Genomic DNA, 25128 nt, shown 5'->3' on the forward strand with positions numbered 1-25128 from the left:
GGGACCATGGAGCGAAACGTCACGCTCGATTTTGTTCGCGGCGTCGCCATACTGGGTATCCTGCTGCTGAATATCAGCGCCTTCGGTCTGCCGAAGGCCGCTTATCTCAATCCCGCCTGGTACGGCGACATCACCCGTAGCGATGCCTGGACGTGGGCGATCCTTGACCTGTTTGCCCAGGTTAAATTCCTCACGCTGTTTGCGCTGCTGTTTGGCGCGGGCCTGCAGCTTCTGCTCAAACGCGGCACGCGCTGGATCCAGTCGCGCTTAACGCTGTTGGTCATCCTCGGGTTCATCCACGGCCTGTTCTTCTGGGACGGTGATATTCTTCTCGCTTATGGGTTAGTCGGGCTGATCTGCTGGCGGCTGATTCGCGACGCGCACAGCGTGAAAAGCCTGTTTAACACCGGCGTGATGCTCTATCTCATGGGGCTCGGCGTCCTGCTTTTACTGGGGCTGATCTCCGGTGATGCGACTAACCGTTCCTGGATCCCGGATGCCGCTAACCTGCAGTACGAGCAGTACTGGAAGCTGAAGGGCGGTATGGAAGCGATAAGCAACCGTACGGATATGCTGGGGGATAACCTCCTTGCGCTGGGCGCGCAATACGGCTGGCAGCTGGCGGGCATGATGCTGATGGGCGCGTCGCTGATGCGCACCGGCTGGCTGAAAGCGGAATTCAGCCTGCGGCACTACCGCCGCACCGGCGCGGGGCTGGTTCTGCTGGGCGTGCTGATTAACCTTCCGGCGGTGATTGCGCAGTGGCACCTTCACTGGGATTACCGCTGGTGCGCGTTTCTGCTGCAGGCGCCGCGTGAATTGAGCGCGCCGTTCCAGACCATCGGCTATGCGGCGCTGATCTATGGCTTCTGGCCGCAGCTTTCTCGTCTGTGGATCGTCAGCGCCGTTGCCTGCGTCGGGCGGATGGCGTTAAGCAATTACCTCCTGCAAACGCTGATCTGCACCACGCTTTTCTATCGCTTTGGCCTGTTTATGAAATTCGACCGCCTCGGGCTGCTGGCGTTTGTTATTCCGGTCTGGGTAGTAAACCTGGCGTTTTCTGTCATCTGGCTGCGTTATTTCCGCCAGGGACCGCTGGAGTGGGCGTGGCGTCAGTTAACCGCACATGCTTCAGGGGTATCATTGAGTAATACATCCAGATAACGATCTGGATCACAATCATTAACAAAACGGATGTAAGCGTTTTCATGAGTGTGACCTTCTTCACGTAGTCCCCTTTCTCTCGCTGCCAAAATAGCCACCTTGCTAAACACAGGGGGTGTCTGTGAGTTGCTGCAATTCTTTGAAGGATGGTGAATATGATCACCATTCGTGACGTCGCCCGTCTGGCGGGCGTTTCTGTGGCCACCGTCTCCCGCGTGCTGAACAACAGCGCGCTGGTTAGCCCTGAAACCCGTGAAACCGTAATGAAAGCCGTGACCCAGCTAGGGTACCGGCCAAATGCCAACGCGCAGGCGCTTGCAACGCAGGTCAGCGATACCATCGGCGTGGTGGTGATGGATGTCTCGGACGCCTTTTTCGGTGCGCTGGTGAAAGCGGTCGATGTGGTCGCCCAGCAGCACCAGAAATACGTGCTGATTGGCAACAGCTATCACGAGGCGGAAAAGGAGCGCTATGCCATTGAAGTGCTGATCCGCCAGCGCTGCAACGCCCTGATTGTCCACTCAAAAGCCTTAAGCGATGAAGAGCTGGCCGGGTTTATGGAGCAGATCCCGGGCATGGTGCTAATCAACCGCATCGTCCCGGGCTATGCCCACCGCTGCGTCGGGCTGGATAACGTCAGCGGCGCCATGATGGCCACCAAAATGCTCATTAATAACGGCCATCAGCGGATTGGCTATCTGGCCTCCAGCCATCAAATTGAAGATGACGCGTTGCGCCGTGAGGGGTGGCAAAACGCCCTGAAAGAGCACGGCATTACGCCATCAGAAAGCTGGATCGGCACCGGAACGCCGGACATGCAGGGCGGTGAGGCGGCAATGGTGGAACTGCTGGGCCGCAACCTGCAGCTTTCTGCGGTGTTTGCCTATAACGACAGCATGGCCGCGGGCGCGCTGACTGCGCTGAAGGATAACGGCATTGCGGTGCCACAGCATTTGTCATTGATTGGTTTCGATGATATTCCGATTGCCCGTTACACCGACCCGCAGCTTACCACGGTGCGCTATCCCATTGCTTCTATGGCAAAACTGGCGACCGAGCTGGCGCTACAGGGGGCGGCAGGGCTGCTGGATCCAGGGGCCACGCACTGCTTCATGCCGACGCTGGTGCGTCGTCATTCCGTTGCCGCCCGGCAAATTGTGGTTCCGATCACTAACTGATTACATCAGGTGATGTAACCGTTTTCAATCTGTGAGTAAATTCACAGTATCTTAACAAGGCGCTGACTATGATGTCAGCGTTTTAGGGGCTGAAACGCTATGTAACGGTGATTATTCGCTTTCACTATAGCCAATGTGCCGCAAACAACGAATAAAACGCATTTCTGGAGCGTTACCGACCACGGAAGATAGAAATTTTATAAGTGAGCGTCGGCTGTCAGTAACGTTTTATTAACACCTGCCTGCCGATCGTTATTCACAAGAACTACCCTGCATAAAAAAACCGGAGATACCATGAATAAGAAGGTGTTGACCCTGTCTGCTGTAATGGCAAGCATGCTTTTTGGTGCAGCAGCGCACGCTGCGGATACCCGTATTGGTGTGACCATCTATAAATACGACGACAACTTCATGTCTGTTGTGCGTAAAGCAATTGAGAAAGATGCGAAAGCAGCGCCAGACGTACAGCTGCTGATGAACGACTCCCAGAACGACCAGTCCAAACAGAACGACCAGATCGACGTTCTGCTGGCAAAAGGCGTTAAGGCCCTGGCAATCAACCTGGTTGACCCGGCTGCAGCAGGCACGGTTATTGAGAAAGCGCGTGGCCAGAACGTGCCAATCGTCTTCTTCAACAAAGAACCTTCCCGTAAAGCGCTGGACAGCTATGACAAAGCGTATTACGTCGGTACTGATTCTAAAGAGTCCGGCATTATTCAGGGCGATCTGATCGCGAAACACTGGGCGGCGAACCCGAACTGGGACCTGAACAAAGACGGTCAGATCCAGTTCGTGCTGCTGAAAGGCGAGCCTGGCCACCCGGATGCTGAAGCGCGTACCACCTATGTTATTAAAGAGCTGAACGACAAGGGCCTGAAAACCCAGCAGCTGGCGTTAGATACCGCGATGTGGGACACCGCTCAGGCGAAAGATAAGATGGACGCGTGGCTGTCTGGCCCGAACGCGAACAAAATCGAAGTGGTCATTGCTAACAACGATGCGATGGCAATGGGCGCGGTTGAAGCGCTGAAAGCCCACAATAAATCGTCCATCCCGGTATTTGGCGTGGATGCTCTGCCTGAAGCGCTGGCGCTGGTTAAATCTGGCGCGATGGCCGGTACCGTTCTGAACGATGCCAACAACCAGGCGAAAGCGACCTTCGATCTGGCGAAAAACCTCGCCGACGGTAAAGGCGCGGCAGATGGCACCAATTGGAAAATTGACAACAAAATCGTTCGCGTGCCTTACGTGGGCGTAGACCAGTCCAACCTGGCTGAGTTTATCGGTAAATAAGATCTTTGTTTTGTCTTCACTGGGCGCAATTCGTTGCGCCCTTTTATAACGCGATATGCGAGGCCAACAAGGTATAATTATGGTCAGCACAACTACTCAGTCGTCCGGTGAATACTTGTTGGAAATGACAGGCGTCAACAAGTCCTTCCCCGGTGTTAAGGCACTCGATAATGTTAATTTAAAAGTCCGTCCTCACTCTATTCATGCATTAATGGGGGAGAACGGTGCGGGTAAATCAACATTATTAAAATGTCTTTTTGGGATCTATCAAAAAGATTCTGGCAGCATTCTTTTTCAGGGGAAAGAGATCGATTTCCATTCAGCGAAAGAAGCGCTGGAAAACGGTATCTCGATGGTTCACCAGGAATTAAACCTGGTACTGCAACGCTCGGTAATGGATAACATGTGGTTGGGACGTTACCCAACCAAAGGTGTGTTTGTCGATCAGGATAAAATGTATCGCGACACCAAGGCGATTTTCGATGAGCTGGATATTGATATCGACCCGCGCGCCCGCGTGGGGACATTATCCGTCTCTCAAATGCAGATGATCGAAATTGCCAAAGCGTTCTCCTATGACGCGAAAATCGTCATCATGGACGAACCCACCTCGTCATTAACAGAAAAAGAGGTTAACCACCTTTTTACCATTATTCGTAAGCTGAAAGAGCGCGGCTGCGGCATTGTGTACATCTCGCACAAAATGGAAGAGATTTTCCAGCTGTGCGATGAAATTACCATCCTGCGCGACGGCCAGTGGATTGCCACGCAGCCGCTGGAAGGGCTGGACATGGACAAAATCATCGCCATGATGGTTGGCCGTTCCCTGAACCAGCGCTTCCCGGACAAAGAGAACAAGCCGGGCGAAGTGATCCTGGAAGTGCGCAATCTGACCTCGCTGCGTCAGCCGTCCATCCGCGATGTTTCTTTCGACCTTCACAAAGGCGAAATTCTTGGCATTGCTGGCCTGGTAGGGGCAAAGCGTACCGACATCGTGGAAACCCTGTTTGGCATCCGCGAGAAAGCCGAAGGTACCATCACGCTGCACGGGAAGAAAATTAACAACCATAATGCCAACGAAGCCATTAATAACGGTTTTGCGCTGGTGACGGAAGAACGTCGTTCGACCGGTATTTATGCTTATCTGGATATTAACTTTAACTCGTTAATCTCTAATATTCGTAACTACAAAAACAAAGTCGGGCTGCTGGATAATTCCCGCATGAAGAGCGACACCCAATGGGTAATTGACTCCATGCGCGTGAAAACGCCTGGCCACCGTACCCAAATTGGTTCGCTTTCCGGCGGTAACCAGCAGAAAGTTATTATTGGCCGTTGGTTATTAACCCAGCCAGAAATTCTGATGCTGGATGAACCGACCCGCGGTATTGACGTCGGCGCGAAGTTTGAAATTTATCAGCTGATTGCCGAGCTGGCGAAAAAGAATAAAGGGATCATTATTATTTCTTCCGAAATGCCGGAACTGTTAGGGATCACGGACCGTATTCTGGTTATGAGCAATGGTCTCGTTGCCGGTATTGTTGACACCAAAACGACAACGCAAAACGAAATTTTGCGTCTTGCGTCTTTGCACCTTTAAGATCAGGGGCTCCTCATGAGTGCGTTAAATAAAAAAAGTTTTCTCACTTACCTGAAAGAAGGCGGTATTTACGTTGTTCTTTTAGTCCTGCTGGCCATTATTATTTTCCAGGACCCTACGTTCTTAAGCCTGCTGAACCTGAGTAACATTCTGACCCAGTCCTCCGTGCGTATCATCATTGCGCTGGGCGTGGCGGGGCTTATCGTCACCCAGGGGACAGACCTTTCTGCCGGTCGTCAGGTCGGCCTGGCGGCGGTAATTGCGGCAACCCTGCTGCAGTCGATGGAAAACGCCAACAAGGTGTTCCCGGAAATGGCGACCATGCCGATTTTCGTGGTGATCCTGATTGTCTGCGCCATCGGGGCGGTGATTGGCCTGATCAACGGTATTATCATCGCTTACCTCAACGTGACGCCATTTATCACCACGCTGGGTACGATGATCATCGTTTACGGTATCAACTCCCTGTACTACGACTTTGTAGGCGCGTCGCCGATATCGGGCTTTGACAGCGGCTTCTCCACCTTTACGCAAGGGTTTATCGCGCTGGGCAGCTTCCGCCTGTCGTACATCACCTTCTATGCGCTGATTGCGGTGGCCTTCGTCTGGATCCTGTGGAACAAAACGCGCTTCGGTAAAAATATCTTCGCTATCGGCGGTAACCCGGAAGCGGCGAAAGTGTCCGGGGTAAACGTTGCCCTGAACCTGCTGATGATTTACGCGCTGTCCGGTGTGTTCTACGCCTTCGGCGGGATGCTGGAAGCTGGCCGTATCGGCTCCGCAACCAACAACCTTGGCTTCATGTACGAGCTGGATGCGATTGCGGCCTGCGTGGTCGGCGGCGTCTCCTTCAGCGGCGGCGTGGGTACCGTGCTCGGCGTGGTCACCGGTGTGATCATCTTTACCGTCATCAACTACGGTTTGACCTACATCGGCGTGAACCCGTACTGGCAGTACATCATCAAGGGCGCGATCATTATCTTCGCGGTGGCCCTGGATTCACTGAAGTACGCGCGTAAGAAATAAGCGCAACAATGAAAAAACCCGCGGCGATGCGGGTTTTTTTATGCCTGCCTTCGCCGTGGGGTTATCGCTTTTTCTGCAACTCAAGCAGCTGCTCTGGCGTCACCGCCGGGTAACCCTGCGCGTTTTCCGGCACTTCATGCATCGCCGGGATCGGGACCAGAGGACCGAGGAAGCGCGGTTCACGTTTGAAAATGTAGAGGTCTGCCAGGGCGCCAAAACGCGCACCAAACTCGCGCACGCGCACGCTCAGCATATCTTTTGGCGACGGCACGGCGTAGCACTGCGCCTGAATGCCCATATGCAGCGCAATAAACAGCGCGCGCTCGCAGTGGAAGCGCTGGGTGATGATGATGAAGTCGTTGGTGTCGAAGACTTTACGCGTGCGCACGATGGAGTCCAGGGTGCGGAAACCCGCGTAGTCGAGCACGATGTCGGCCGGATCGACGCCTGCGGCAATCAAATCTTTCCGCATCGTCACCGGCTCGTTATAGCTTTGCAGGGCGTTATCGCCGCTTAGCAGCAGGTAGTTCACCTTGCCGCTGTTGTAGGCGTTCAGCGCGCCCTGAATGCGGTAGCGGTAATACTGGTTGATCACCCCGGTGCGGTAATACTTGGCGGTGCCGAGCACCACGCCCACCTGGCGATAGGGCAGGTCCTGCAGGTCATCAAAGATGTAGGGGGCGGTTTTCCAGCTCATCCAGCGGTCAAGACCCAGCACGATAAACAGCAGTATGCCGACCAGGACAGACAGGCTGTAAAAAACGCGCTTTAACATGGAGATGGCTCGTTCGTGGATGAAATTTAACTCAGGCTACTTTACCCGCCTGGTTAGCGCAAGAAACAGCGACTCAACTGAGGGGTTTTTCAGCAACGTGGCGGACATTTCTGTCCGCCATAAGGTTTACGCCAGCAGGACGCGGTCGATCGTCGTGCAGCCTAACGCCTTGAGCGTCGCGGCGGTGGCATCCCACTGAATCAGTGGCGCATCGGCTTTTTCTGCCAGAATGGCGCGCTGAATGTCCGGATAATCGTAGCCGTTCAGGCTCAGCAGGTTGAGCGCGCCCTGCAGCGGCGGCAGCGTTGGGTTAAACGCGGCGTTTTCCGCATAGCTGCCGGTAAAGATTCGGCCATCGCGGCACTGCAGCGCCACGCCGCTCGGGGACTTGCTGTACGGCGTATGGCTCTTGTTCGCCGCGCGAATGGCCGCTTCGCTCAGGTCATCGCCGGACGGGGCGAAACCGTGATCCTGCTCGTCCATCAGCAGCGTTTTGATCTCAAGATCTTTCGGGCCGAAGGCGTCAGGCAGGTAATCCCCCAGCGTGTGCGGCGCGCGGCCCGGCAGGTTGATGCGCAGCTGCAGCCCGCTGTTCAGCTCGTTCATAAACTGGCGGCAGTGGCCGCAGGGGGTGTAGTTTACTGTGATGGCGCTCAGGGCTTTCTCACCGCGCAGCCAGGCGTGGCTGATGGCGCTCTGCTCGGCATGAACGGTCTGCTGCATGGTTGCGCCGAGGAACTCCATGTTCCCGCCGAAGTACCAGGTTCCGCTGACGCCGCGGGCAATGGCGCCGACGTTGAAGTGGGAAAGATCGGCCCGGGCGCAGGCGGCAGCCAGGGGCAGCAGTGCGAAAGCCAGCGCGTCTTCATCCAGCCCCGTTGCCTGTTTCAGCACCGTGACCTGCTCCGCCGTCAGCAGGGCGGGGAAATGTGCATCGGCCAGAACGGGAGCCAGGGCTGACTGCAAATTCTCTGCAAGCTGAGCGAAGGCAGCTTGAAAACGTGGGTGCATGGCGTTTGCCTCATAAAGGTTAATGGATCGGTAGTTTACGGAGCCGCCAGGGCTTTATATGTGATCCACTTCTCATTATGTATGCAACTTATGAAATCAAAATGAAATTTGCGCGACGCATCGCAAATTTTAGCCCATCACCGCCAGAATCAGCGGAAAAATGAACGGGGCGAGCAGGGAGGTGATAATCCCGCAGATCACCAGCGCCAGCGAGCTAAATGCCCCTTCCTGATAGTCCAGCTCCGCACAGCGGGCGGTACCCAGCGCGTGCGAGGCGGTGCCCATCGACAGCCCGCGCGCCGCTTTGGTGTGAATACGCATCCCGTTCAGCAGGGTGTGGCCAAACACCGCGCCGAGAATGCCGACGAAAATCACGCACATCGCGCTGATGGCCGGAATACCGCCGAGGCTGCCGCCTACCGCCATCGCGATAGGCGTGGTCACTGATTTAGGCAGGATAGAGGCGGCAATTTGCGGGGAGGCCCCCATCAGCAGCGCCACCGACGTGCCGGTGATCATCGCCACCAGGCTTCCCACAAAACAGATGGTAATGATGGACTTCCAGCGGGCGCGGATCTGGTGCAGCTGCTCATATAAAGGAAAGGCAAGCGCTACAACGGCAGGCTGCAGCAGGTCGTTTAAAATTTTGCTGCCCGCAAAATAGCGCTCATAAGGAATGCCGGTGAGCAGCAGGAAGGGAATAATCACCACCATCGCCACCAGCAGGGGGTTCAGCAAGGGCATTTTAAACCGTGCGGCAAGCTTGCGCGCGGCAAAGAATACCAGCAGGGTTAACGGCAGTGACCACCAGATATTAGCCATCATTTTTTTGTTTTCTCCCCGACCACTTTACGTTCGCCATGTACCAGATGAGAACTCCAGCTCACCACCAGGAAAACCACCAGCGTGCTGACCGCACAGGAAACGACAATCGGGCCGAACTGGGCCTTGAGCAAATCAAAATACTGCATGACTCCCACGCCGATAGGCACGAACAGCAGCGCCATGTAGCGGATAAGGACGAAGCAGCCAGGGTTGACCCACTTTGCAGGCAGAATTTGCAGCGCCAGTAAAACAAAGAGGATCAGCATACCGATAATGCTGCCGGGAATGGTGATAGGCAGCAGCGACGCGATGAAAATGCCGGCATACAGGCAGGCGTAAATCAGGACGAATGCGCGCAGATATTGCCAGATAATGTTCAATGATTTGCTCATGGTGAAAGTCCTTGATGAAACGCATTCATCATACAATTAAACCTGAAAATGTGCCATGGATCACATCATGAATTTTGAGCATACCAGACATTCCGGAATGGAACGTCGGGCTTTCCACACACAAACAGAGCAGATACTATAGCGCGTCTTTTTTCACAGGTACTGTTATGCGAGTTTTACTGGCCCCAATGGAAGGCGTGCTCGACTCTCTCGTGCGCGAGCTGCTTACCGAGGTGAACGATTACGATCTCTGCGTGACGGAGTTTTTGCGCGTGGTCGATATGTTGTTGCCGGTAAAATCCTTCTTCCGTCTGTGCCCCGAGCTGCACAACCAGAGCCGGACCTCTTCCGGCACGCTGGTACGAATTCAGCTGCTCGGCCAGTACCCTGAATGGCTGGCGGAAAACGCCGCCCGCGCGGTTGAGCTGGGCTCTTACGGCGTCGATCTCAACTGCGGCTGCCCGTCGAAGCTGGTGAACGGCAGCGGCGGCGGGGCGACGTTGCTGAAAGATCCTGAGTTGATTTACCGCGGCGCGAAAGCCATGCGTGAGGCCGTGCCCTCGCATTTGCCGGTGACGGTTAAGGTGCGCCTGGGGTGGGACAGCGACGCCCGACAGTTTGAAATTGCCGATGCGGTGCAGCAGGCCGGGGCCACCGAGCTGGTGGTGCATGGCCGCACTAAAGAAGACGGCTACAAAGCCGAGCGCATTAACTGGCAGGCGATTGGTGAGATCCGCAAACGACTCACCATTCCGGTGATCGCCAACGGTGAAATCTGGGATTACGAGAGCGCGCAGGCGTGCCTGAAAGCCACCGGCTGCGATGCGGTGATGATCGGTCGCGGCGCGCTGAACGTGCCGAACCTCAGCCGTGTAGTGAAATATAACGAACCGCGGATGCCGTGGGCAGACGTTGTCACGCTGCTGCAAAAATACAGCCGTCTGGAAAAGCAGGGCGATACCGGTTTGTATCACGTCGCGCGAATTAAACAGTGGCTGAGCTATTTACGCAAAGAGTACAGCGAAGCGCTGGGGTTATTTCAGGAGATCCGCACGCTGCAAACGTCGGCTGATATTGCGCGGGTTATACAGTCAAAATAATTAGTATTTATATTTAAATATAAATAATTCACTCGGTGAATATTTTGCCGATTATGTAAGTGTATGACAATTTGCGGATTGCCACGCGTTACTAAAAAATGGAACGCCATCAAGCGTAAGTTGCGCCTTTATTTTTTCTGAGTACATGGCGTAATGAAACGTTTTCTTATTTTATCTCTGAGTGCTCCCCTTGTTTTTATGCTGGCAGCCTGCGCACCGGAACATTCCACGGTGTCGCCAATTCAAACGCAAACGACAGCCGCGTCCGTTAATACCCAACTTCGTCATGCGGACTGGCCGAAAAATGAATGGTGGAAAGAATATAACGACCCGCAGTTAAATTCGCTTATTGCCAAAGCCATAGCGGATGCTCCCGATATGCAAATTGCCCGGCAGCGCATTACGCTTGCCGAAGCGCAGGCCAGAGCCGCTATCGCAGCCGATGGCCCTCAAATGGATTTTTCTGCGGATGTTGAACGGCAAAAAATGTCGGCAGAGGGGCTGATGGGGCCATTTGCCCTGACCGACCCGGCGGCGGGTACCACCGGCCCATGGTATACCAACGGCACCTTTGGCCTGACGGCGGGCTGGGATCTCGATCTGTGGGGAAAAAATCGCGCCCGGATTGCAGCGCGTATCGGTAAGGTGAATGCGCAAAAAGCGGAGCTGGAGCAGACCCGCCAGCTGCTTTCAACCAGCGTTGCGCGCCTTTACTGGGCGTGGCAGACCCAGGCCGAAGCAGGGGATGTCCTTACCCGGATTAAGCAGGAACAGGAAAATATTATCGACGCCGATCGCGAACTTTATCAGCACGGTATTACCTCCTCGGTAGAGGGCGTCGAAACCGATATCCACGCCAGCAAGACTGATGAACAGCTGGCCGACGTAAAGGGCAAAATGAAGGCCATTGAAGCGCGTCTGGAGGCGCTGACCGGCACCCCGACAGCACATCTTACGCGCCACCCGTTGCCTGACGCAGAAGCCTCATTACCCGCAACGCTGGGATATGAACTGCTGGCTCGCCGTCCGGATCTGCAGGAAGCGCACTGGTATATCGAAGCCTCCATGAGCGAGGTGGAAGCCGCCAGAGCGGCGTTCTATCCTGACGTGAACCTGATGGCGTTCTTACAGCAGGATGCCCTGCACCTGAGCGATCTGTTCCGCTCTTCAGCCCAGCAGATGGGCGTGACCGCCGGACTGACGCTGCCGATCTTCGACAGCGGCAGGCTGAACGCTAGTCTGGATATCGCCCAGGCGCAGAATAATCTCTCGGTCGCGAACTACAACAAAGCGGTGGTGGAGGCGGTCAATCAGGTGGCGCGTACGGCAAGTGAAGTTGAAACCCTGACGGCAAAAAATCGTCACCAGCAGCAGGTCGAAAAAGACGCGTCGCGCGTGGTGGCGCTGGCGCAGGCGCGTTTTAGCGCAGGTATCATTGCGGGCTCGCGGGTCAGCGAAGCCAAAATACCGGAGCTTGAAGAACATCTTGAAGGCGTGATGCTGAAAGGCCAGTATCTCGACGCCACGCTGCAGCTGACTTCAGCGCTGGGCGGCGGCTATCGTCATGGCTAAAAAGGGCCATTATCTATACTTACCTCTTTGTAGTTTTTCAGGAGGTGAGTATGACCAGAGTAGCGATTGTAACCGCATCGGATTCCGGGATTGGTAAAACCACGGCGCTGATGCTGGCAGAGCGCGGGTTTGATATTGGCGTCACCTGGCATTCGGATGAAAAAGGGGCGCTGGAAACCTGCCGTGAAGTTGAAGCGCGTGGGCAGCGCGCAGAGGCTATCCATCTTGATTTAAGCACGCTCCCGGACGGCGCTGAAGCTATTGAAACGCTGATTGCGCGCTTCGGCCGGCTGGACGTGCTGGTTAACAATGCCGGAGCGATGACCAAAGCGCCATTCCTTGAGATGGCGTTTGACGACTGGCGGAACATTTTTACCGTCGACGTGGACGGCGCGTTTCTCTGCTCGCAGATTGCGGCACGACAGATGGTGAAGCAGGGGGAAGGGGGGCGGATTGTGAATATCACTTCAGTGCATGAGCACACGCCGCTGCCTGATGCCAGCGCCTACACGTCCGCGAAACATGCGCTCGGCGGCTTAACCAAATCGATGGCGATGGAGCTGGTGAAGCACAAGATTCTGGTGAATGCCGTCGCGCCGGGGGCCATTGCCACGCCGATGAACGATATGGACGACAGCGAAGTGAAGGAAGGGTCAATGCCGGAAATCCCGCTGGCAAGGCCGGGCCACACCAAAGAAATCGCCAGCCTGGTGGCGTGGCTGTGTGACAGCGACGCCAGCTATACCACAGGGCAATCGTTTATCGTCGACGGGGGCTTTATGCTGGCGAACCCGCAGTTTAAGCCGGAGGGGTAAGTGTTTTACCCCTCACCCCGGCCCTCTCCCCAAAGGGGAGAGGGTGTATCTAGTTCCCTCTCCCTCAGGGAGAGGGTTAGGGTGAGGGGTAGTAGACCGCACTCATTCCTCATCCCGCTTCTTCTCTCTGTGCCGCATCCACAGCCTGACTCCGATCACCGCCACAACCACCAGAATCAACCACGCCCAGTGCTTCAGGTGCTGGTCAAGATTATGCAGCCACGGGCCAATCACCTCGCCGCCCATGTAACCGAGCGTCGTGAAGATCAGCGCCCAGGCTATCGCGCCAAGAATATTCAGCGGCAGGAAAATTTTCGGAGGCAGTCGACTGGCACCAATCAGTATCGGCCCGATAATTCTAAAGCCGTACATAAAGCGGGTGCCTATGACAAACAGATAAGGATGGCGCTGGATCAGGCGCTGCGCGCGGTTGATTTTCTTTTTGTGTTTAGCGAAACGCTTGAGCAGCGTCGGGCCAAAGCGCAGCCCCAGGAAATAGAGCAGCTGATCGCCAATCATGCCGCCCAGCGCGACCGCAGCGACGACCAGCGGAAATTTCAGTAAGCCCTGATGCGCGGCGACGCCGCCCAGCAGCGTGATGGTTTCACCTTCCGCCACGCTGCCGATGACCAGCGCGGCATATCCATATTGTTCAATGAGTGCGTTAATATCCATTACGTAACGGTTATCTCCCTCTGCGTACCTCGTTTAATCATATACCTCATGAATCAACCGCGCGGCAATCAACGGAAATTTCCCACTGTACATAAAATAATCTAAAGCCTGCATTATACTTAAGGTATCGCTGACGGGCCGACAACAAGGGGGCGCTATGAACCATGTCTGGGGACTTTTCTCCCATCCCGATCGTGAAATGCATGTCATCAAAAGTGAGAACGAAACGGTCTCGCATCATTACACCCACCATGTGCTGCTGATGGCCGCGGTGCCGGTAATATGCGCGTTTATTGGCACAACACAAATCGGCTGGAACTTCGGCGACGGTACCGTGGTTCAGCTCTCATGGTTTACCGGGCTTTATCTGGCCGTTCTCTTCTATGGCCTGATGCTGGCAGGGGTAGCGGTCATGGGGCGCGTCATTCACTGGATGGCGCGTAACTACCCACAGCGCCCATCGCTGGCACACTGTATGGTCTTTGCCGGATACGTCGCGACCCCGCTGTTCTTAAGCGGTATTGTTGCGCTCTATCCACTGGTCTGGCTGTGCGCGCTGATCGGTACTGTTGCGCTCTTTTACACCGGTTATCTGCTGTATCTGGGCGTTCCTACCTTCCTCAATATCAATAAAGAAGAGGGCCTGAGCTTCTCCGGATCCACGCTTGCCATCGGGGTGCTGGTACTGGAGGTGTTACTGGCACTGACGGTTATTCTTTGGGGTTATGGATACCGTCTCTTCTAAGCTCACTGCATTGCTGGCGTAAATGCCAGCAATGCAGCATCTGTTCACGATTATCCGCTGGCGACAAAGCACGGTGACCGCTATGATGCCGAAGCCAGCCTGTGTTTATCCGTTGACACAGGCGGTGTACGTCATTACGTGCGTGAATAATTATCAGAAGTCTCACCATGCTGAAATTTCGAGTCTCTTTACTTAGCCTGGCTATGCTGCTGGGCGCGTCCGCTGCCGTGCCAGCCGTCGCCAAAACGCCCGCGGTGACCACCGCTGCTGCCCAGCCGCAAATTGCGTCCGGCAGCGCGATGATTGTTGATCTCAACACCAATAAGGTGATTTACGCCAGCCACCCGGACCTGGTGCGCCCGATCGCCTCCATAACCAAATTAATGACCGCGATGGTGGTGCTTGATGCTCGCCTGCCGCTGGACGAAAAGCTGAAAGTGGATATCAGCCACACGCCGGAGATGAAAGGGATCTACTCTCGCGTGCGCCTGAACAGTGAAATCAGCCGTAAAAATATGCTGCTGCTGGCGCTGATGTCTTCCGAAAACCGCGCGGCGGCAAGCCTGGCGCACCACTATCCTGGCGGTTACGATGCCTTTATCCGCGCGATGAACGCTAAAGCCAAAGCGCTGGGGATGAGCAATACTCATTTTGTTGAACCGACGGGTCTGTCGATTAACAACGTCTCCACGGCTCGCGATCTGACGAAACTGCTGATTGCCAGCAAGCAGTACCCGCTGCTCGGCCAGCTCAGCACCACCCGTGAAGACATGGCGACATTCTCGAATCCGTCGTACACGCTGCCGTTTCGCAACACAAACCATCTGGTGTACCGCGAGAACTGGAATATTCAGTTAACCAAAACCGGGTTTACCAATGCGGCAGGCCACTGCCTGGTGATGCGCACCGTGTTTAACGGCAAGCCGGTGGCGCTGGTGGTGATGGATGCCTTCGGGAAATATACCCACTTCGCGGATGCGAGCCGCCTGCGGAGCTGGATTGAGACCGGGAAAGTGCAGCCCGTTCCGGCCGCGGCATTGACCTATAAAAAGCAGAAAGCGGAGCAGATGGCGACGGCGCAGAACGATTAGGTAAAAGCAAAACGGTAACGCATGTTACCGTTTTTTATGTTTTCTCCCTCTCCCTGTGGGAGCGGGCCGGGGTGAGGGAACCAGACCGCACTGCGTTTATTCCGGCAGCGTCCAGTCCCCGTCGTTGAGCGGGCGCTGCATAATCACCGTATCCCGCCAGTCGCCTTTCTTATATCCCACGCTGCGAAGCTGACCGACAATCTCGAAGCCGTGTTTTTTATGCAGCCGTAACGAGCCGGAATTATTATTGCCATCTCCCACAACGGCAATCATCTGCCGCCACGGGCCCTGCTCGCAGCGTGCGATTAGCGCGCTTAGCAACGTTGAGCCAAAACCGCGTCCGGTGATGCTGGCATCCACGTAAATCGACTCTTCCAGTGTATAGCGATAGGCCTGTCGCGGTCGGTAAGGGGTGGCGTAGCAGTAACCCACGACGATGCCGCGATAGAGCGCGATGAGCCACGGTAAACCGTTCTCGGCCACGCTTTTCATGCGCTGACGCATTTCGTCGATGGTGGGGGGAACTTCTTCGAACGACGCGCGTCCGTGAAGCACATGCCAGGCATAGATGGCGGCGATGGCATGCACATCATCGGGAAGGGCGTCGCGCACTTCCAGTTCGGTTTCGGATAAAACATCAACAGCCGACATGACGCGCCTGCTCCTCGTTAGCGAATGCCGGAGAAACGTTTCTCCGGCGACAGACCGCTACTCTATTACGATTAAGGCGCGCTAAACAATCTCTCAAATTTGGCTGTAGGGTTTAATCAGACGCTTGCGTGATGTGCTGCTCCGCGTCCGCACTTTCTTGCCAGTATTTCTTCCGCGTTGTTTTCCCTATGCCGGGGTTCATGCTGTTTGTAGGGTCATTCTCGCGATAAAACTGCTTAAGAGCGTCAGGAGCTTTATAAAGATGCCCGACGTTGTGTTCCGCAGGATATTGTGCGCCACGCTCGCGCAGCAGGGCGAGCATCTGCTCCTTCAGTTCGTGTGCATCTACCCCTTTTTTGACGATGTAGTCCTGATGGAAGACGTAGCACATAAAGTGGCCGTAGTAGAGCTTGTGCACCAGCTTGCTGTCGATTTCCGGCGGCAGATGCTCAAACCATTCGGTGTCGTTGCGTCGCAGGGCGATATCCAGCGCCAGAATATCCTCCACCTCTTCGGAATGTACCGCCTGATAGCGGATAGCAGCACCCGCTGCGGCGAAGCGGTGCAGGAAGGCTTTGCTCCCTTCTTCCGGCGTGCAGACAAAGAAATCACCCTCAGCCGTTTTGAAGAACTCTGTCAGCCAGCTCTGCGCTTCGGCGATTCCGTCCCCGGCCATTTTCAGCAGCAGGTGATGTTCGTACCTATCGCGCCAGGTTCTCATTCGCTCCGGCAGGTGCGCCGGGAAAACGTTGCCCAGCTTCTGCATAAAGCGGTCGGTAAAGTGGGGCTTGAACAGCGGCACTTTCTCCAGCATCGCGTCGGTGCGGCCCTTCATGGTGAAGAAGAACGGCATTTTGTCGGTGCCGAGCTTGTCGATCATCAGGAAGGTGTCTTTCCCGTAGCGCTCAGCGATGTCGTAAATATCCCGATGCATGTACTCGCCCGCCACCGGCAGGTGGGTGAATTCGCCGAGAATATGGCGACGAATTTCGGTCAGAACCTCAGGCTGATTGCTGCCGATGTAAAATACCTGCTGCTTTTTCTCCGCCGGGAAGGTGTCGAGACGCACCGCAAAAACGGCCAGCTTGCCCGCGCAGCCGGAAGATTCAAACAGGCGATCCGGGTCGGCGTTGTAGCGCGCCGGGGTATCGGCCTCGATATCGCGCACGCGGGTGATGTAATCATGGTCATGGGCGTGGCGACCGTCGTGCTGCACGTCTTCGTCCCGCACGCGGTCGTCGTCGAGCTTGCTGAGGATCTGTTCCGGCGTTACGCCCAGATCGATGCCCAGGTGGTTCACCAGCGTCAGCTTGCCGTTTTCATCAATGCGGGCAAAAAGCGACATTTCGGTGTAGGCCGGGCCGCGCTGTACCAGCGAGCCGCCGGAGTTATTGCAGATCCCACCGACCACCGAGGCGCCAATGCAGGAGGAGCCGATCACCGAGTGCGGCTCGCGGCCCAGCGGCTTAAGCGCTTTTTCCAGCGAGTAGAGCGTGGTGCCCGGGAACGCGAGCACCTGCTCGCCTTTGTCCAGCAGGTGCAGCTTGTCGAGGCGCAGGGTACTGATAATCACGATATCGCGATCGTAATCGTTGCCGTTCGGCGTAGAGCCTTCGGTCAGGCCGGTGTTGGCCGCCTGCATTAAAATAATCTTGTCGGCGGCAACGCAGGCGCTCAGCACGCGCCACAGCTCCAGCAGCGTGCCGGGGAAGACCACCGCCAGCGCGTCGCCCTGGCCGGAGCGGAAACCCTTACGGTAGCGGGCGGTTTTGGCCGGGTCGGTAAGCAGGTGAGAGGAGCCAACCAGGCGCGACAGTTCGTTAATAAAAGTATTGTTATCGTCAGTTCGAACAGAAGTCATCTTCCACTCCTTGTGGTGGGGCAAATTTCTCGCTGTAAAGCATAGCGCGATTAACTGTTCAGCGGTCGAGTATTCACGAGAAAAATCAGAGAATAACCCTGCAACGTTCAGAGGGTTTGTGGCACACTGCGCTTTTCGCACGGTCTGGCCGGGTGCTTCCCACGGTTATTGATGAGAGAGAATAACAACATGAAATGGCTATGTTCTGTAGGTGTCGCCGTCAGCCTGGCGCTGCAACCTGCGCTGGCAGAGGATTTGTTTGGTAATCACCCGCTCACGCCTGAAGCCCGCGACGCGTTCGTCACGGAGTTGCTTAAGAAGATGACGGTCGATGAAAAAATCGGCCAGCTGCGTCTGATCAGCGTCGGCCCGGATAACCCGAAAGAGGCCATCCGTGAGATGATCAAAGAGAACCAGGTGGGCGCGATTTTTAACACCGTCACCCGTCAGGATATCCGTAAAATGCAGGATCAGGTGATGGAACTCAGCCGTCTGAAAATCCCGCTGTTCTTCGCCTATGACGTGGTGCACGGCCAGCGTACCGTCTTCCCGATTAGCCTCGGCCTGGCCTCCTCGTTTAACCTCGACGCGGTGAAAACCGTCGGTCGCGTGTCGGCCTATGAAGCGGCGGACGACGGCCTGAACATGACCTGGGCACCAATGGTCGACGTCTCGCGCGATCCGCGCTGGGGCCGCGCCTCGGAAGGCTTCGGTGAAGATACCTTTTTAACCGCCACGATGGGCAAAACCATGGTGGAAGCGATGCAGGGCAAGAGCCCGGCGGACCGCTACTCGGTGATGACCAGCGTCAAACACTTCGCGGCCTATGGTGCCGTTGAGGGCGGTAAAGAGTACAACACCGTCGACATGAGCCCGCAGCGCCTGTTTAACGACTACATGCCGCCGTACAAGGCAGGGCTGGACGCGGGCAGCGGCGCGGTGATGGTGGCGCTGAACTCGCTGAACGGCACGCCTGCGACCTCCGATTCCTGGCTACTGAAAGACGTCCTGCGTGACCAGTGGGGCTTTAAGGGCATCACCGTTTCCGACCACGGCGCGATTAAAGAGCTGATCAAACACGGCACCGCCTCCGACCCGGAAGACGCGGTGCGCGTGGCCCTCAAGTCCGGCATCAACATGAGCATGAGCGACGAGTACTACAGCAAATACCTGCCGGGGCTGGTGAAGAGCGGCAAGGTAACGATGGCGGAGCTGGACGATGCCGCGCGCCACGTGCTGAACGTGAAATATGACATGGGGCTGTTTAACGATCCGTACAGCCACCTGGGGCCGAAAGACTCTGACCCGGCGGACACCAACGCCGAAAGCCGCCTGCACCGCAAAGAGGCGCGTGAAGTGGCGCGCGAAAGCCTGGTGCTGCTGAAGAACCGCCTCGACACGCTGCCGCTGAAAAAATCCGGCACCATTGCTGTAGTCGGCCCGCTGGCTGACAGCAAGCGCGACGTGATGGGGAGCTGGTCTGCTGCGGGCGTGGCCGATCAGTCCGTCACCGTCCTGACCGGCATCAAGAGCGCCGTCGGTGAAAATGCCAAAGTGGTGTACGCCAAAGGGGCGAACGTCACCGACGACAAAGACATCGTCACGTTCCTCAACCAGTACGAGGAAGCGGTGAAGGTCGATCCGCGCACGCCGAAGGAGATGATCGACGAAGCGGTCAACGCGGCGAAGCAGTCTGACGTCGTTGTCGCGGTCGTGGGGGAAGCGCAGGGTATGGCGCACGAAGCCTCCAGCCGTACCGACATCACCATCCCGCAGAGCCAGCGCGATCTGATCGCCGCCCTGAAGGCGACCGGCAAGCCGCTGGTGCTGGTGCTGATGAACGGTCGTCCGCTGGCGCTGGTGAAAGAGGACCAGCAGGCTGACGCCATTCTGGAAACCTGGTTCGCCGGTACCGAAGGCGGTAATGCCATCGCCGACGTATTGTTTGGTGATTACAACCCTTCTGGCAAGCTGCCGATGTCCTTCCCGCGCTCCGTCGGGCAGATCCCGGTGTACTATAGCCACCTGAACACCGGCCGCCCGTACAATGCCGACAAGCCGAACAAGTACACGTCTCGTTACTTCGACGAAGCTAACGGCCCGCTGTATCCGTTTGGTTACGGCCTGAGCTACACCACCTTCAAGGTCTCTGAGGTGAAAATGTCGGCGCCGAGCCTGAAGCGTGACGGCAAGGTTACCGCCAGCGTCGAGGTGACCAACACCGGCAAGCGCGAAGGGGCAACGGTGATTCAGATGTACGTGCAGGATGTGACTGCCTCGATGAGTCGTCCTGTGAAGCAGCTGCGCGGCTTTGAGAAGGTCAACCTTAAGCCTGGCGAAACCAAAACCATCAGCTTCCCGATTGACGTGGATGCGCTGAAGTTCTGGAACCAGCAGATGAAATATGATGCGGAACCGGGCAAGTTTAACGTCTTTATCGGGGTGGATTCCGCCCGTGTGAATAAAGGCGAGTTCGAGCTGCTGTAACCTTTCCCTCCTTTGCATCCCCCGTCCACCGGGGGATGCGTCTTACCTTATGCTAAAAAGGCATTTTGCCGGGTAAATCCGCCGTTTTAAGCTACGCTTTTCTCTCAAGCCTCTGAAAAAGGCAGCAAAAAAATGAGGATAGTGGAATGACGATTAAATCGGGGATGGTAGTTTCTGCGGCGCTATTCGCGGCGCTAAGCCTGCCGCTACAGGCGGCGGAGCCGGTAAAAGTGGGCTCAAAGATCGATACCGAGGGCGCGCTGCTCGGGAATATTATTCTCCAGGTGCTGGAAAGCCACGGCGTGAAAACCGTCAATAAAGTTCAGCTGGGCACCACGCCCGTCGTGCGCGGCGCGATTACCTCCGGCGAGCTGGATATCTACCCGGAATACACCGGCAACGGCGCGTTCTTCTTTAAAGAAGAGAACGATCCGGCATGGAAAAACGCCAAAGCTGGCTATGAAAAAGTCAAAAAGCTCGACGCGGAACAGAACAAGCTGGTCTGGCTGACACCGGCCCCGGCCAACAATACCTGGACTATCGCCGTGCGTAAGGACGTGGCGGAGAAAGGGAAGCTTACCTCGCTTGCGGATCTTAGCCGCTACCTGAAAGAGAAGGGCGACTTCAAGCTCGCGGCATCCGCGGAGTTTATCGAGCGCCCTGATGCGCTCCCGGCGTTCGAAAAAGCGTACGACTTCAAGCTCGACCAGGCGCAGCTGCTCTCGCTGGCGGGCGGTGATACGGCGGTAACCATCAAGGCGGCGGCGCAGCAAACTTCCGGCGTTAACGCGGCGATGGCCTACGGCACCGACGGCCCGGTCGCGGCGCTGGGCCTGCAAACCCTGACCGATCCCAAAGGCGTTCAGCCGATTTACGCTCCAACCCCGGTTGTGCGTGAGGCGGTGCTGAAAGCCTACCCGGATATTGCGCAATGGCTCAAGCCGGTCTTCGAAAAGCTGGATGAAAAAACGCTGCAACAGCTGAATGCCAGCATTGCCGTCGAGGGACTGGATGCCAAAAAAGTGGCCGCCGACTTCCTGAAACAACAAGGGCTTGTGAAGTAACGGGAAAGGGCTGTGCCAATAAAATGTCATAACCGCGTACTGCTGCTGTTGGCCTGCGTGGCCATCGCGGCGGTCGCGTTACCGTTTGTGAACGTCGCGCCTAACCGCCTGATGTCGGGGGAAGGGCGCGCTCTCTGGGACGTGTGGCCGTTCACGCCGTGGTGGCTGGCGGCTGCGCTGGCCGCGTGGGTTGCGCTATCGTTCTGGCAAGGGCGAGCGGCGCAGTGGCTGACGCTGCTGCTCTCGGAAGGTCTCTTTATCGCGCTGTTCTGGAGCGCGGGGCTGGCGGCAACGCATATGGCCTCGGCGGAAAGCCCGCTGGCGCGAACCACGCCAGGCAGCGGCCTGTGGCTCTGGCTGGCGCTGTGTTTGCTGGCGAGCAGCGATGCGATTCGTCGCCTCATCGCCAGCTCTGTCTGGCGCTGGGTGCTCAATGCGCAGATATGGTGTATTCCGCTGCTGTTATTGTTCAGCGGTGAACTGAACAACCTCTCGCTGTTAAAAGAGTACGCCAACCGTCAGGAGGTGTTTGATGATGCCCTGGCACAGCATCTGACGATCCTTTTCGGCACGCTGATCCCGGCGCTGCTGGTCGGGATACCGCTCGGCATGTGGTGTTATCGTCATCCCTCACGTCAGGGTAGCATCTTTGCCGTGCTCAACGTCATCCAGACCATTCCCTCCGTTGCGCTGTTTGGCCTGCTGATTGCCCCCCTGGCCGGGCTGGTGAAGTCGTTTCCCGCGCTGGGCGCGGTGGGTATCGCCGGAACGGGGTTAACGCCCGCGCTGATTGCGCTGGTGCTGTACGCGCTGCTCCCGCTGGTGCGCGGCGTGGTCGCGGGCTTAAGCCAGGTCGCGCCCGATGTGCTGGAAAGCGCCCATGCGATGGGGATGAGCGCGCGACAGTGTTTCTGGAAGATACAGCTCCCGCTGGCGCTGCCCCTGCTGCTGCGTAGCCTGCGGGTGGTGGCGGTCCAGACCGTTGGCATGGCGGTGATTGCCGCGCTGATTGGCGCGGGCGGCTTTGGCGCGCTGGTGTTCCAGGGGCTGCTGAGCAGCGCCCTCGATCTGGTGTTGTTAGGCGTGGTTCCCACCATTGCGCTGGCGGTTGTCGTCGACGCGCTGTTTGCCTTATGGCTCGCGCTGCTCAGGAGAAGAGCCAATGATTGAATTTCACGATGTCAGTAAAACCTTTGCCGGCCGCCCGGCGGCAAGCCATCTGAACCTGAACTTTGCCGAGGGGGCGTTTTCCGTGCTGATTGGCACGTCGGGCTCGGGAAAATCCACCACGCTGAAGATGATCAACCGGCTGGTGGAGCATGACAGCGGGTTAATTCGCTTTGCCGGGGAAGAGATCCGCAGCCTGCCGGTGCTGGAGCTGCGCCGCCGGATGGGCTATGCCATTCAGTCTATCGGCCTGTTTCCGCACTGGACGGTGGCGCAGAACATCGCCACCGTGCTGCAGCTGGAGAAATGGTCGCGGGCTAAAATCGCTGACCGCGTTGATGAACTGATGTCTCTGCTGGGGCTGGAGCCCGCGCTGCGCGACCGCTATCCTCACCAGCTCTCCGGTGGGCAGCAGCAGCGCGTGGGCGTGGCGCGCGCGCTGGCGGCTAACCCGCAGGTGCTGCTGATGGATGAACCTTTCGGCGCGCTGGATCCGGTTACGCGCGGGGCGCTGCAGGCGGAGATGACCCGGATTCACCGCATTCTTGGTCGAACCATCGTCCTCGTGACGCACGATATAGATGAAGCCCTGCGCCTGGCAGACCATCTGGTGCTGATGGATCACGGCGAGGTGGTGCAGCAGGGCGCGCCGCTTGCGCTGCTGACCAGCCCGAAGAATGACTTTGTGCGCGAGTTTTTTGGCCGCAGCGAGCTGGGCGTCAGGCTGCTCTCCCTGCGGACGGTCGGGGACTATATGCGCCGGGAGAATGCACCGCCCGACGGGGAACCGCTACAGGAACAGATGAGCCTGCGGGATGCCCTCTCCGCGTTTGTCGCGCGCCGGTGCGAAGTCCTGCCCGTGGCGGATGTCCGGGGCGCGCCGTGCGGCAGCCTGCATTTTCGCGATCTGCTTGCCGGGGAGGTGACGCGTGAAGGCACTGCGTGATCCGCTCCTCTGGCTGGTAGCGCTCTTTGTCGCCTTACTGTTTCTGATGCCTCACAGCGCGGCGCTGTTTAACACCCTTTTTCCGGGGCTACCGCGGCCGGTGTATCAGCAGGAGAGCTTTATCAACCTCGCCCTGGCGCATCTCTGGCTGGTGGCGCTATCAAGCGTCATCGCGGTGGTGCTGGGAACAGGCGCGGGCATCGCGGTCACGCGACCAGCGGGCCGGGAGTTTCGTCCGCTGGTGGAGACGGTTGCGGCCATTGGGCAGACGTTTCCGCCGGTGGCGGTGCTGGCGATAGCGGTGCCGGTGATGGGTTTTGGCCAGCAGCCCGCGATTATTGCGCTGATTTTATACGGCGTGTTGCCCGTTCTGCAGGGCACGCTGGCGGGCGTTGCGGCGGTCCCGGCGTCTGTTTTAAGCGTGGCGGAAGGGATGGGGATGAGCCGCTGGCAGCGGCTGCGTAAGGTAGAGCTGCCGCTTGCGGCGCCGGTTATTATTGCCGGGATCCGTACGTCGGTGATTATTAACATCGGGACGGCGACCATTGCGTCTACGGTCGGTGCCAATACGCTGGGAACGCCGATCATCATCGGCTTAAGCGGGTTTAATACGGCTTATATTGTGCAGGGGGCGGTGCTGGTCGCGCTGGCGGCCATCGTCGTCGATCGCCTTTTTGAGCGGCTGGCGCTGTACCTCAGCCGACACCGCCACGAACGATAAACGAGTACCCGGCCAGCATCACGCCGCCGATACCGCTTACGGCCATCAGGACAAAAAGGGTAATAATGGCGAGTTTGGTTGCCTTCATCATGTGCTCCTGTTGTTAACGGAACAATTATACGGTGAAGCGCAGCTGTTAATGAACCATTAAATGCCGTTAGGGCTCATCCGGGCCAAGGGAATAAACCGGATAACCATGCTCACGCCACTCCGTCAGCAGCTGTTGCTGCGTGGCGGACGGCACTTCGCCACACCAGACCAGCAGGGTCTGGCCGTCGAAAAGCTCGGGTTTGAGCTGACCCAGCGAGTGCGCAAGGACATCCACGCGCCAGCCCTTTTGGGTGGCGATCCACGCTTCCAGCCACAGACGGGTGGTATCGTGCACGTTCCAGCCGACCACCAGCGCATCTTTTCCGGCCTTGTTCTTCGCCGAGGCAAGACAGACGGCAATATAGTTGATCAGCACCCCGTCAAGCATGCTGAGCAGCGCCTGCAGGGTAGACTGTTGGCACTGCAGGCGTCGACGGAGCGGAATGAAAAGATAGGTGATAAGCGTTTTCGCCGGATAATCGCGACCCTGCTCTTTGATCCAGGCGCGCAGTCGCTGCAGATTACCCGCCTGAAGGAGCCGCAGCAGCGTTTCCTGCTGTTCACGCCAGAGGTTTTGCGTGTCCGGGTCGTCGTGGCTCAGCAGGGACTTCACTTTGCCGACCTGCACCCCGTTGTCGATCCAGCTTTTGATTTCGCGGATCCGGTCGATATCGGCATCGTTGAAAAGGCGATGACCCCCGTCCGTTCTCTGCGGTTTGAGCAATCCATACCGCCGCTGCCACGCCCGTAGGGTAACGGGATTGATATCACAAAGGAGTGCTACTTCACCGATTGTGTAAAGCGCCATATTTGCCCCCTGGCTTACGCGTCCCCAGCTTAACTGTAGACCCACTTTGCCGAACCAGGAAGGGTTGGTTA

General features: G+C 57.0%; 24 protein-coding genes. 15 read left to right on the forward strand and 9 right to left on the reverse strand.

Annotated features, from left to right (window positions below; all coding sequences use genetic code 11):
- The first annotated feature begins 6 nt into the window (after window positions 1-6).
- The 5 genes from yeiB (at window position 7) to mglC (ending at window position 6261) form a co-directional block, all read left to right on the forward strand.
- The gene (yeiB, locus tag UTO39_RS17535; protein ID WP_320727684.1) at window positions 7-1164 is read left to right on the forward strand and encodes a DUF418 domain-containing protein YeiB; all 1158 of its coding nucleotides are present in this window, start codon (window positions 7-9) and stop codon (window positions 1162-1164) included.
- A 155-nt stretch (window positions 1165-1319) separates the two neighbouring features.
- Window positions 1320-2342: an HTH-type transcriptional regulator GalS gene (galS, locus tag UTO39_RS17540; protein WP_061097619.1), complete on the forward strand. Its 1023-nt coding sequence runs from the start codon at window positions 1320-1322 to the stop codon at window positions 2340-2342.
- Between the two features lie 294 nt (window positions 2343-2636).
- Window positions 2637-3635 (forward strand): galactose/glucose ABC transporter substrate-binding protein MglB, encoded by a 999-nt coding sequence (gene mglB / locus UTO39_RS17545; protein WP_008500923.1) that lies wholly within the window; start codon window positions 2637-2639, stop codon window positions 3633-3635.
- Between the two features lie 79 nt (window positions 3636-3714).
- On the forward strand, window positions 3715-5235 hold the full coding sequence (gene mglA / locus UTO39_RS17550) for a galactose/methyl galactoside ABC transporter ATP-binding protein MglA (protein ID WP_266178726.1): 1521 nt from the start codon (window positions 3715-3717) through the stop codon (window positions 5233-5235).
- A 15-nt stretch (window positions 5236-5250) separates the two neighbouring features.
- Complete coding sequence (gene mglC / locus UTO39_RS17555; protein ID WP_013097952.1) at window positions 5251-6261, forward strand: galactose/methyl galactoside ABC transporter permease MglC; 1011 nt, start codon at window positions 5251-5253, stop codon at window positions 6259-6261.
- 61 nt (window positions 6262-6322) lie between these two features.
- Here mglC and sanA read toward each other — a convergent pair whose 3' ends face one another.
- The 4 genes from sanA to UTO39_RS17575 form a co-directional block, all read right to left on the reverse strand.
- A complete protein-coding gene (gene sanA, locus UTO39_RS17560; RefSeq protein WP_253542804.1) occupies window positions 6323-7036 on the reverse strand; it encodes an outer membrane permeability protein SanA in 714 nt (237 codons plus the stop codon).
- A gap of 126 nt (window positions 7037-7162) precedes the next feature.
- Window positions 7163-8047 (reverse strand): cytidine deaminase, encoded by an 885-nt coding sequence (gene cdd, locus UTO39_RS17565; RefSeq protein WP_061097621.1) that lies wholly within the window; start codon window positions 8045-8047, stop codon window positions 7163-7165.
- 129 nt (window positions 8048-8176) lie between these two features.
- Window positions 8177-8872 carry a CidB/LrgB family autolysis modulator gene (locus UTO39_RS17570; protein ID WP_041909023.1) on the reverse strand — a complete coding sequence of 232 codons (696 nt, stop codon included), beginning with the start codon at window positions 8870-8872 and terminating at the stop codon, window positions 8177-8179.
- Window positions 8869-9264, reverse strand: a complete 396-nt coding sequence (locus tag UTO39_RS17575; RefSeq protein WP_049008205.1) for a CidA/LrgA family protein — start codon at window positions 9262-9264, stop codon at window positions 8869-8871. The genes UTO39_RS17570 and UTO39_RS17575 overlap by 4 nt, the downstream gene beginning before the upstream one ends.
- Before the next feature lie 167 nt (window positions 9265-9431).
- Here UTO39_RS17575 and dusC point away from each other — a divergent pair, with 167 nt between their 5' ends.
- From dusC to UTO39_RS17590, 3 genes are all read left to right on the forward strand, one after another.
- Window positions 9432-10364 (forward strand): tRNA dihydrouridine(16) synthase DusC, encoded by a 933-nt coding sequence (gene dusC, locus UTO39_RS17580; protein WP_320727685.1) that lies wholly within the window; start codon window positions 9432-9434, stop codon window positions 10362-10364.
- A 153-nt stretch (window positions 10365-10517) separates the two neighbouring features.
- Complete coding sequence (mdtQ, locus tag UTO39_RS17585; RefSeq protein WP_320727686.1) at window positions 10518-11936, forward strand: multidrug resistance outer membrane protein MdtQ; 1419 nt, start codon at window positions 10518-10520, stop codon at window positions 11934-11936.
- A 50-nt stretch (window positions 11937-11986) separates the two neighbouring features.
- On the forward strand, window positions 11987-12751 hold the full coding sequence (locus UTO39_RS17590; RefSeq protein WP_320727687.1) for an SDR family oxidoreductase: 765 nt from the start codon (window positions 11987-11989) through the stop codon (window positions 12749-12751).
- A gap of 102 nt (window positions 12752-12853) precedes the next feature.
- Here the strand turns inward: UTO39_RS17590 and UTO39_RS17595 are convergent, their stop codons facing one another.
- Window positions 12854-13426 carry a DedA family protein gene (locus UTO39_RS17595; RefSeq protein WP_320727688.1) on the reverse strand — a complete coding sequence of 191 codons (573 nt, stop codon included), beginning with the start codon at window positions 13424-13426 and terminating at the stop codon, window positions 12854-12856.
- A gap of 157 nt (window positions 13427-13583) precedes the next feature.
- Between UTO39_RS17595 and UTO39_RS17600 the strand changes: the two genes are divergently transcribed.
- Window positions 13584-14171, forward strand: a complete 588-nt coding sequence (locus UTO39_RS17600) for a Yip1 family protein (protein WP_061097628.1) — start codon at window positions 13584-13586, stop codon at window positions 14169-14171.
- A 167-nt stretch (window positions 14172-14338) separates the two neighbouring features.
- A complete protein-coding gene (gene pbpG, locus UTO39_RS17605) occupies window positions 14339-15262 on the forward strand; it encodes a D-alanyl-D-alanine endopeptidase (RefSeq protein ID WP_320727689.1) in 924 nt (307 codons plus the stop codon).
- 96 nt (window positions 15263-15358) lie between these two features.
- Here pbpG and UTO39_RS17610 read toward each other — a convergent pair whose 3' ends face one another.
- On the reverse strand, window positions 15359-15913 hold the full coding sequence (locus UTO39_RS17610; protein WP_320727690.1) for an N-acetyltransferase family protein: 555 nt from the start codon (window positions 15911-15913) through the stop codon (window positions 15359-15361).
- A gap of 112 nt (window positions 15914-16025) precedes the next feature.
- The gene (gene dld, locus UTO39_RS17615) at window positions 16026-17774 is read right to left on the reverse strand and encodes a D-lactate dehydrogenase (protein ID WP_320727691.1); all 1749 of its coding nucleotides are present in this window, start codon (window positions 17772-17774) and stop codon (window positions 16026-16028) included.
- Between the two features lie 189 nt (window positions 17775-17963).
- Between dld and bglX the strand changes: the two genes are divergently transcribed.
- The 5 genes from bglX (at window position 17964) to UTO39_RS17640 (ending at window position 24159) form a co-directional block, all read left to right on the forward strand.
- A complete protein-coding gene (bglX, locus tag UTO39_RS17620; protein ID WP_320727692.1) occupies window positions 17964-20261 on the forward strand; it encodes a beta-glucosidase BglX in 2298 nt (765 codons plus the stop codon).
- Window positions 20262-20407: 146 nt separating this feature from the next.
- Window positions 20408-21325 (forward strand): ABC transporter substrate-binding protein, encoded by a 918-nt coding sequence (locus tag UTO39_RS17625; RefSeq protein WP_253542797.1) that lies wholly within the window; start codon window positions 20408-20410, stop codon window positions 21323-21325.
- A 12-nt stretch (window positions 21326-21337) separates the two neighbouring features.
- Window positions 21338-22495, forward strand: coding sequence for an ABC transporter permease (locus UTO39_RS17630; RefSeq protein ID WP_320727693.1), 1158 nt, complete (start codon window positions 21338-21340; stop codon window positions 22493-22495).
- Window positions 22488-23438 (forward strand): ABC transporter ATP-binding protein, encoded by a 951-nt coding sequence (locus tag UTO39_RS17635; protein ID WP_061097635.1) that lies wholly within the window; start codon window positions 22488-22490, stop codon window positions 23436-23438. The genes UTO39_RS17630 and UTO39_RS17635 overlap by 8 nt, the downstream gene beginning before the upstream one ends.
- Window positions 23422-24159, forward strand: a complete 738-nt coding sequence (locus UTO39_RS17640; protein ID WP_061097636.1) for an ABC transporter permease — start codon at window positions 23422-23424, stop codon at window positions 24157-24159. Before UTO39_RS17635 ends, UTO39_RS17640 begins: the two co-directional genes overlap by 17 nt.
- Here UTO39_RS17640 and UTO39_RS17645 read toward each other — a convergent pair.
- On the reverse strand, window positions 24134-24247 hold the full coding sequence (locus UTO39_RS17645; RefSeq protein WP_008500895.1) for a protein YohO: 114 nt from the start codon (window positions 24245-24247) through the stop codon (window positions 24134-24136). The two genes, UTO39_RS17640 and UTO39_RS17645, sit on opposite strands and share 26 nt — an antisense overlap.
- Window positions 24248-24316: 69 nt before the next feature.
- On the reverse strand, window positions 24317-25057 hold the full coding sequence (gene mlrA / locus UTO39_RS17650; RefSeq protein ID WP_320727694.1) for an HTH-type transcriptional regulator MlrA: 741 nt from the start codon (window positions 25055-25057) through the stop codon (window positions 24317-24319).
- Between the last annotated feature and the right edge of the window lie 71 nt (window positions 25058-25128).

Origin of the sequence: Enterobacter sp. 118C5 (assembly GCF_034107645.1) — a bacterium.
GTDB lineage: Bacteria > Pseudomonadota > Gammaproteobacteria > Enterobacterales > Enterobacteriaceae > Enterobacter > Enterobacter nematophilus.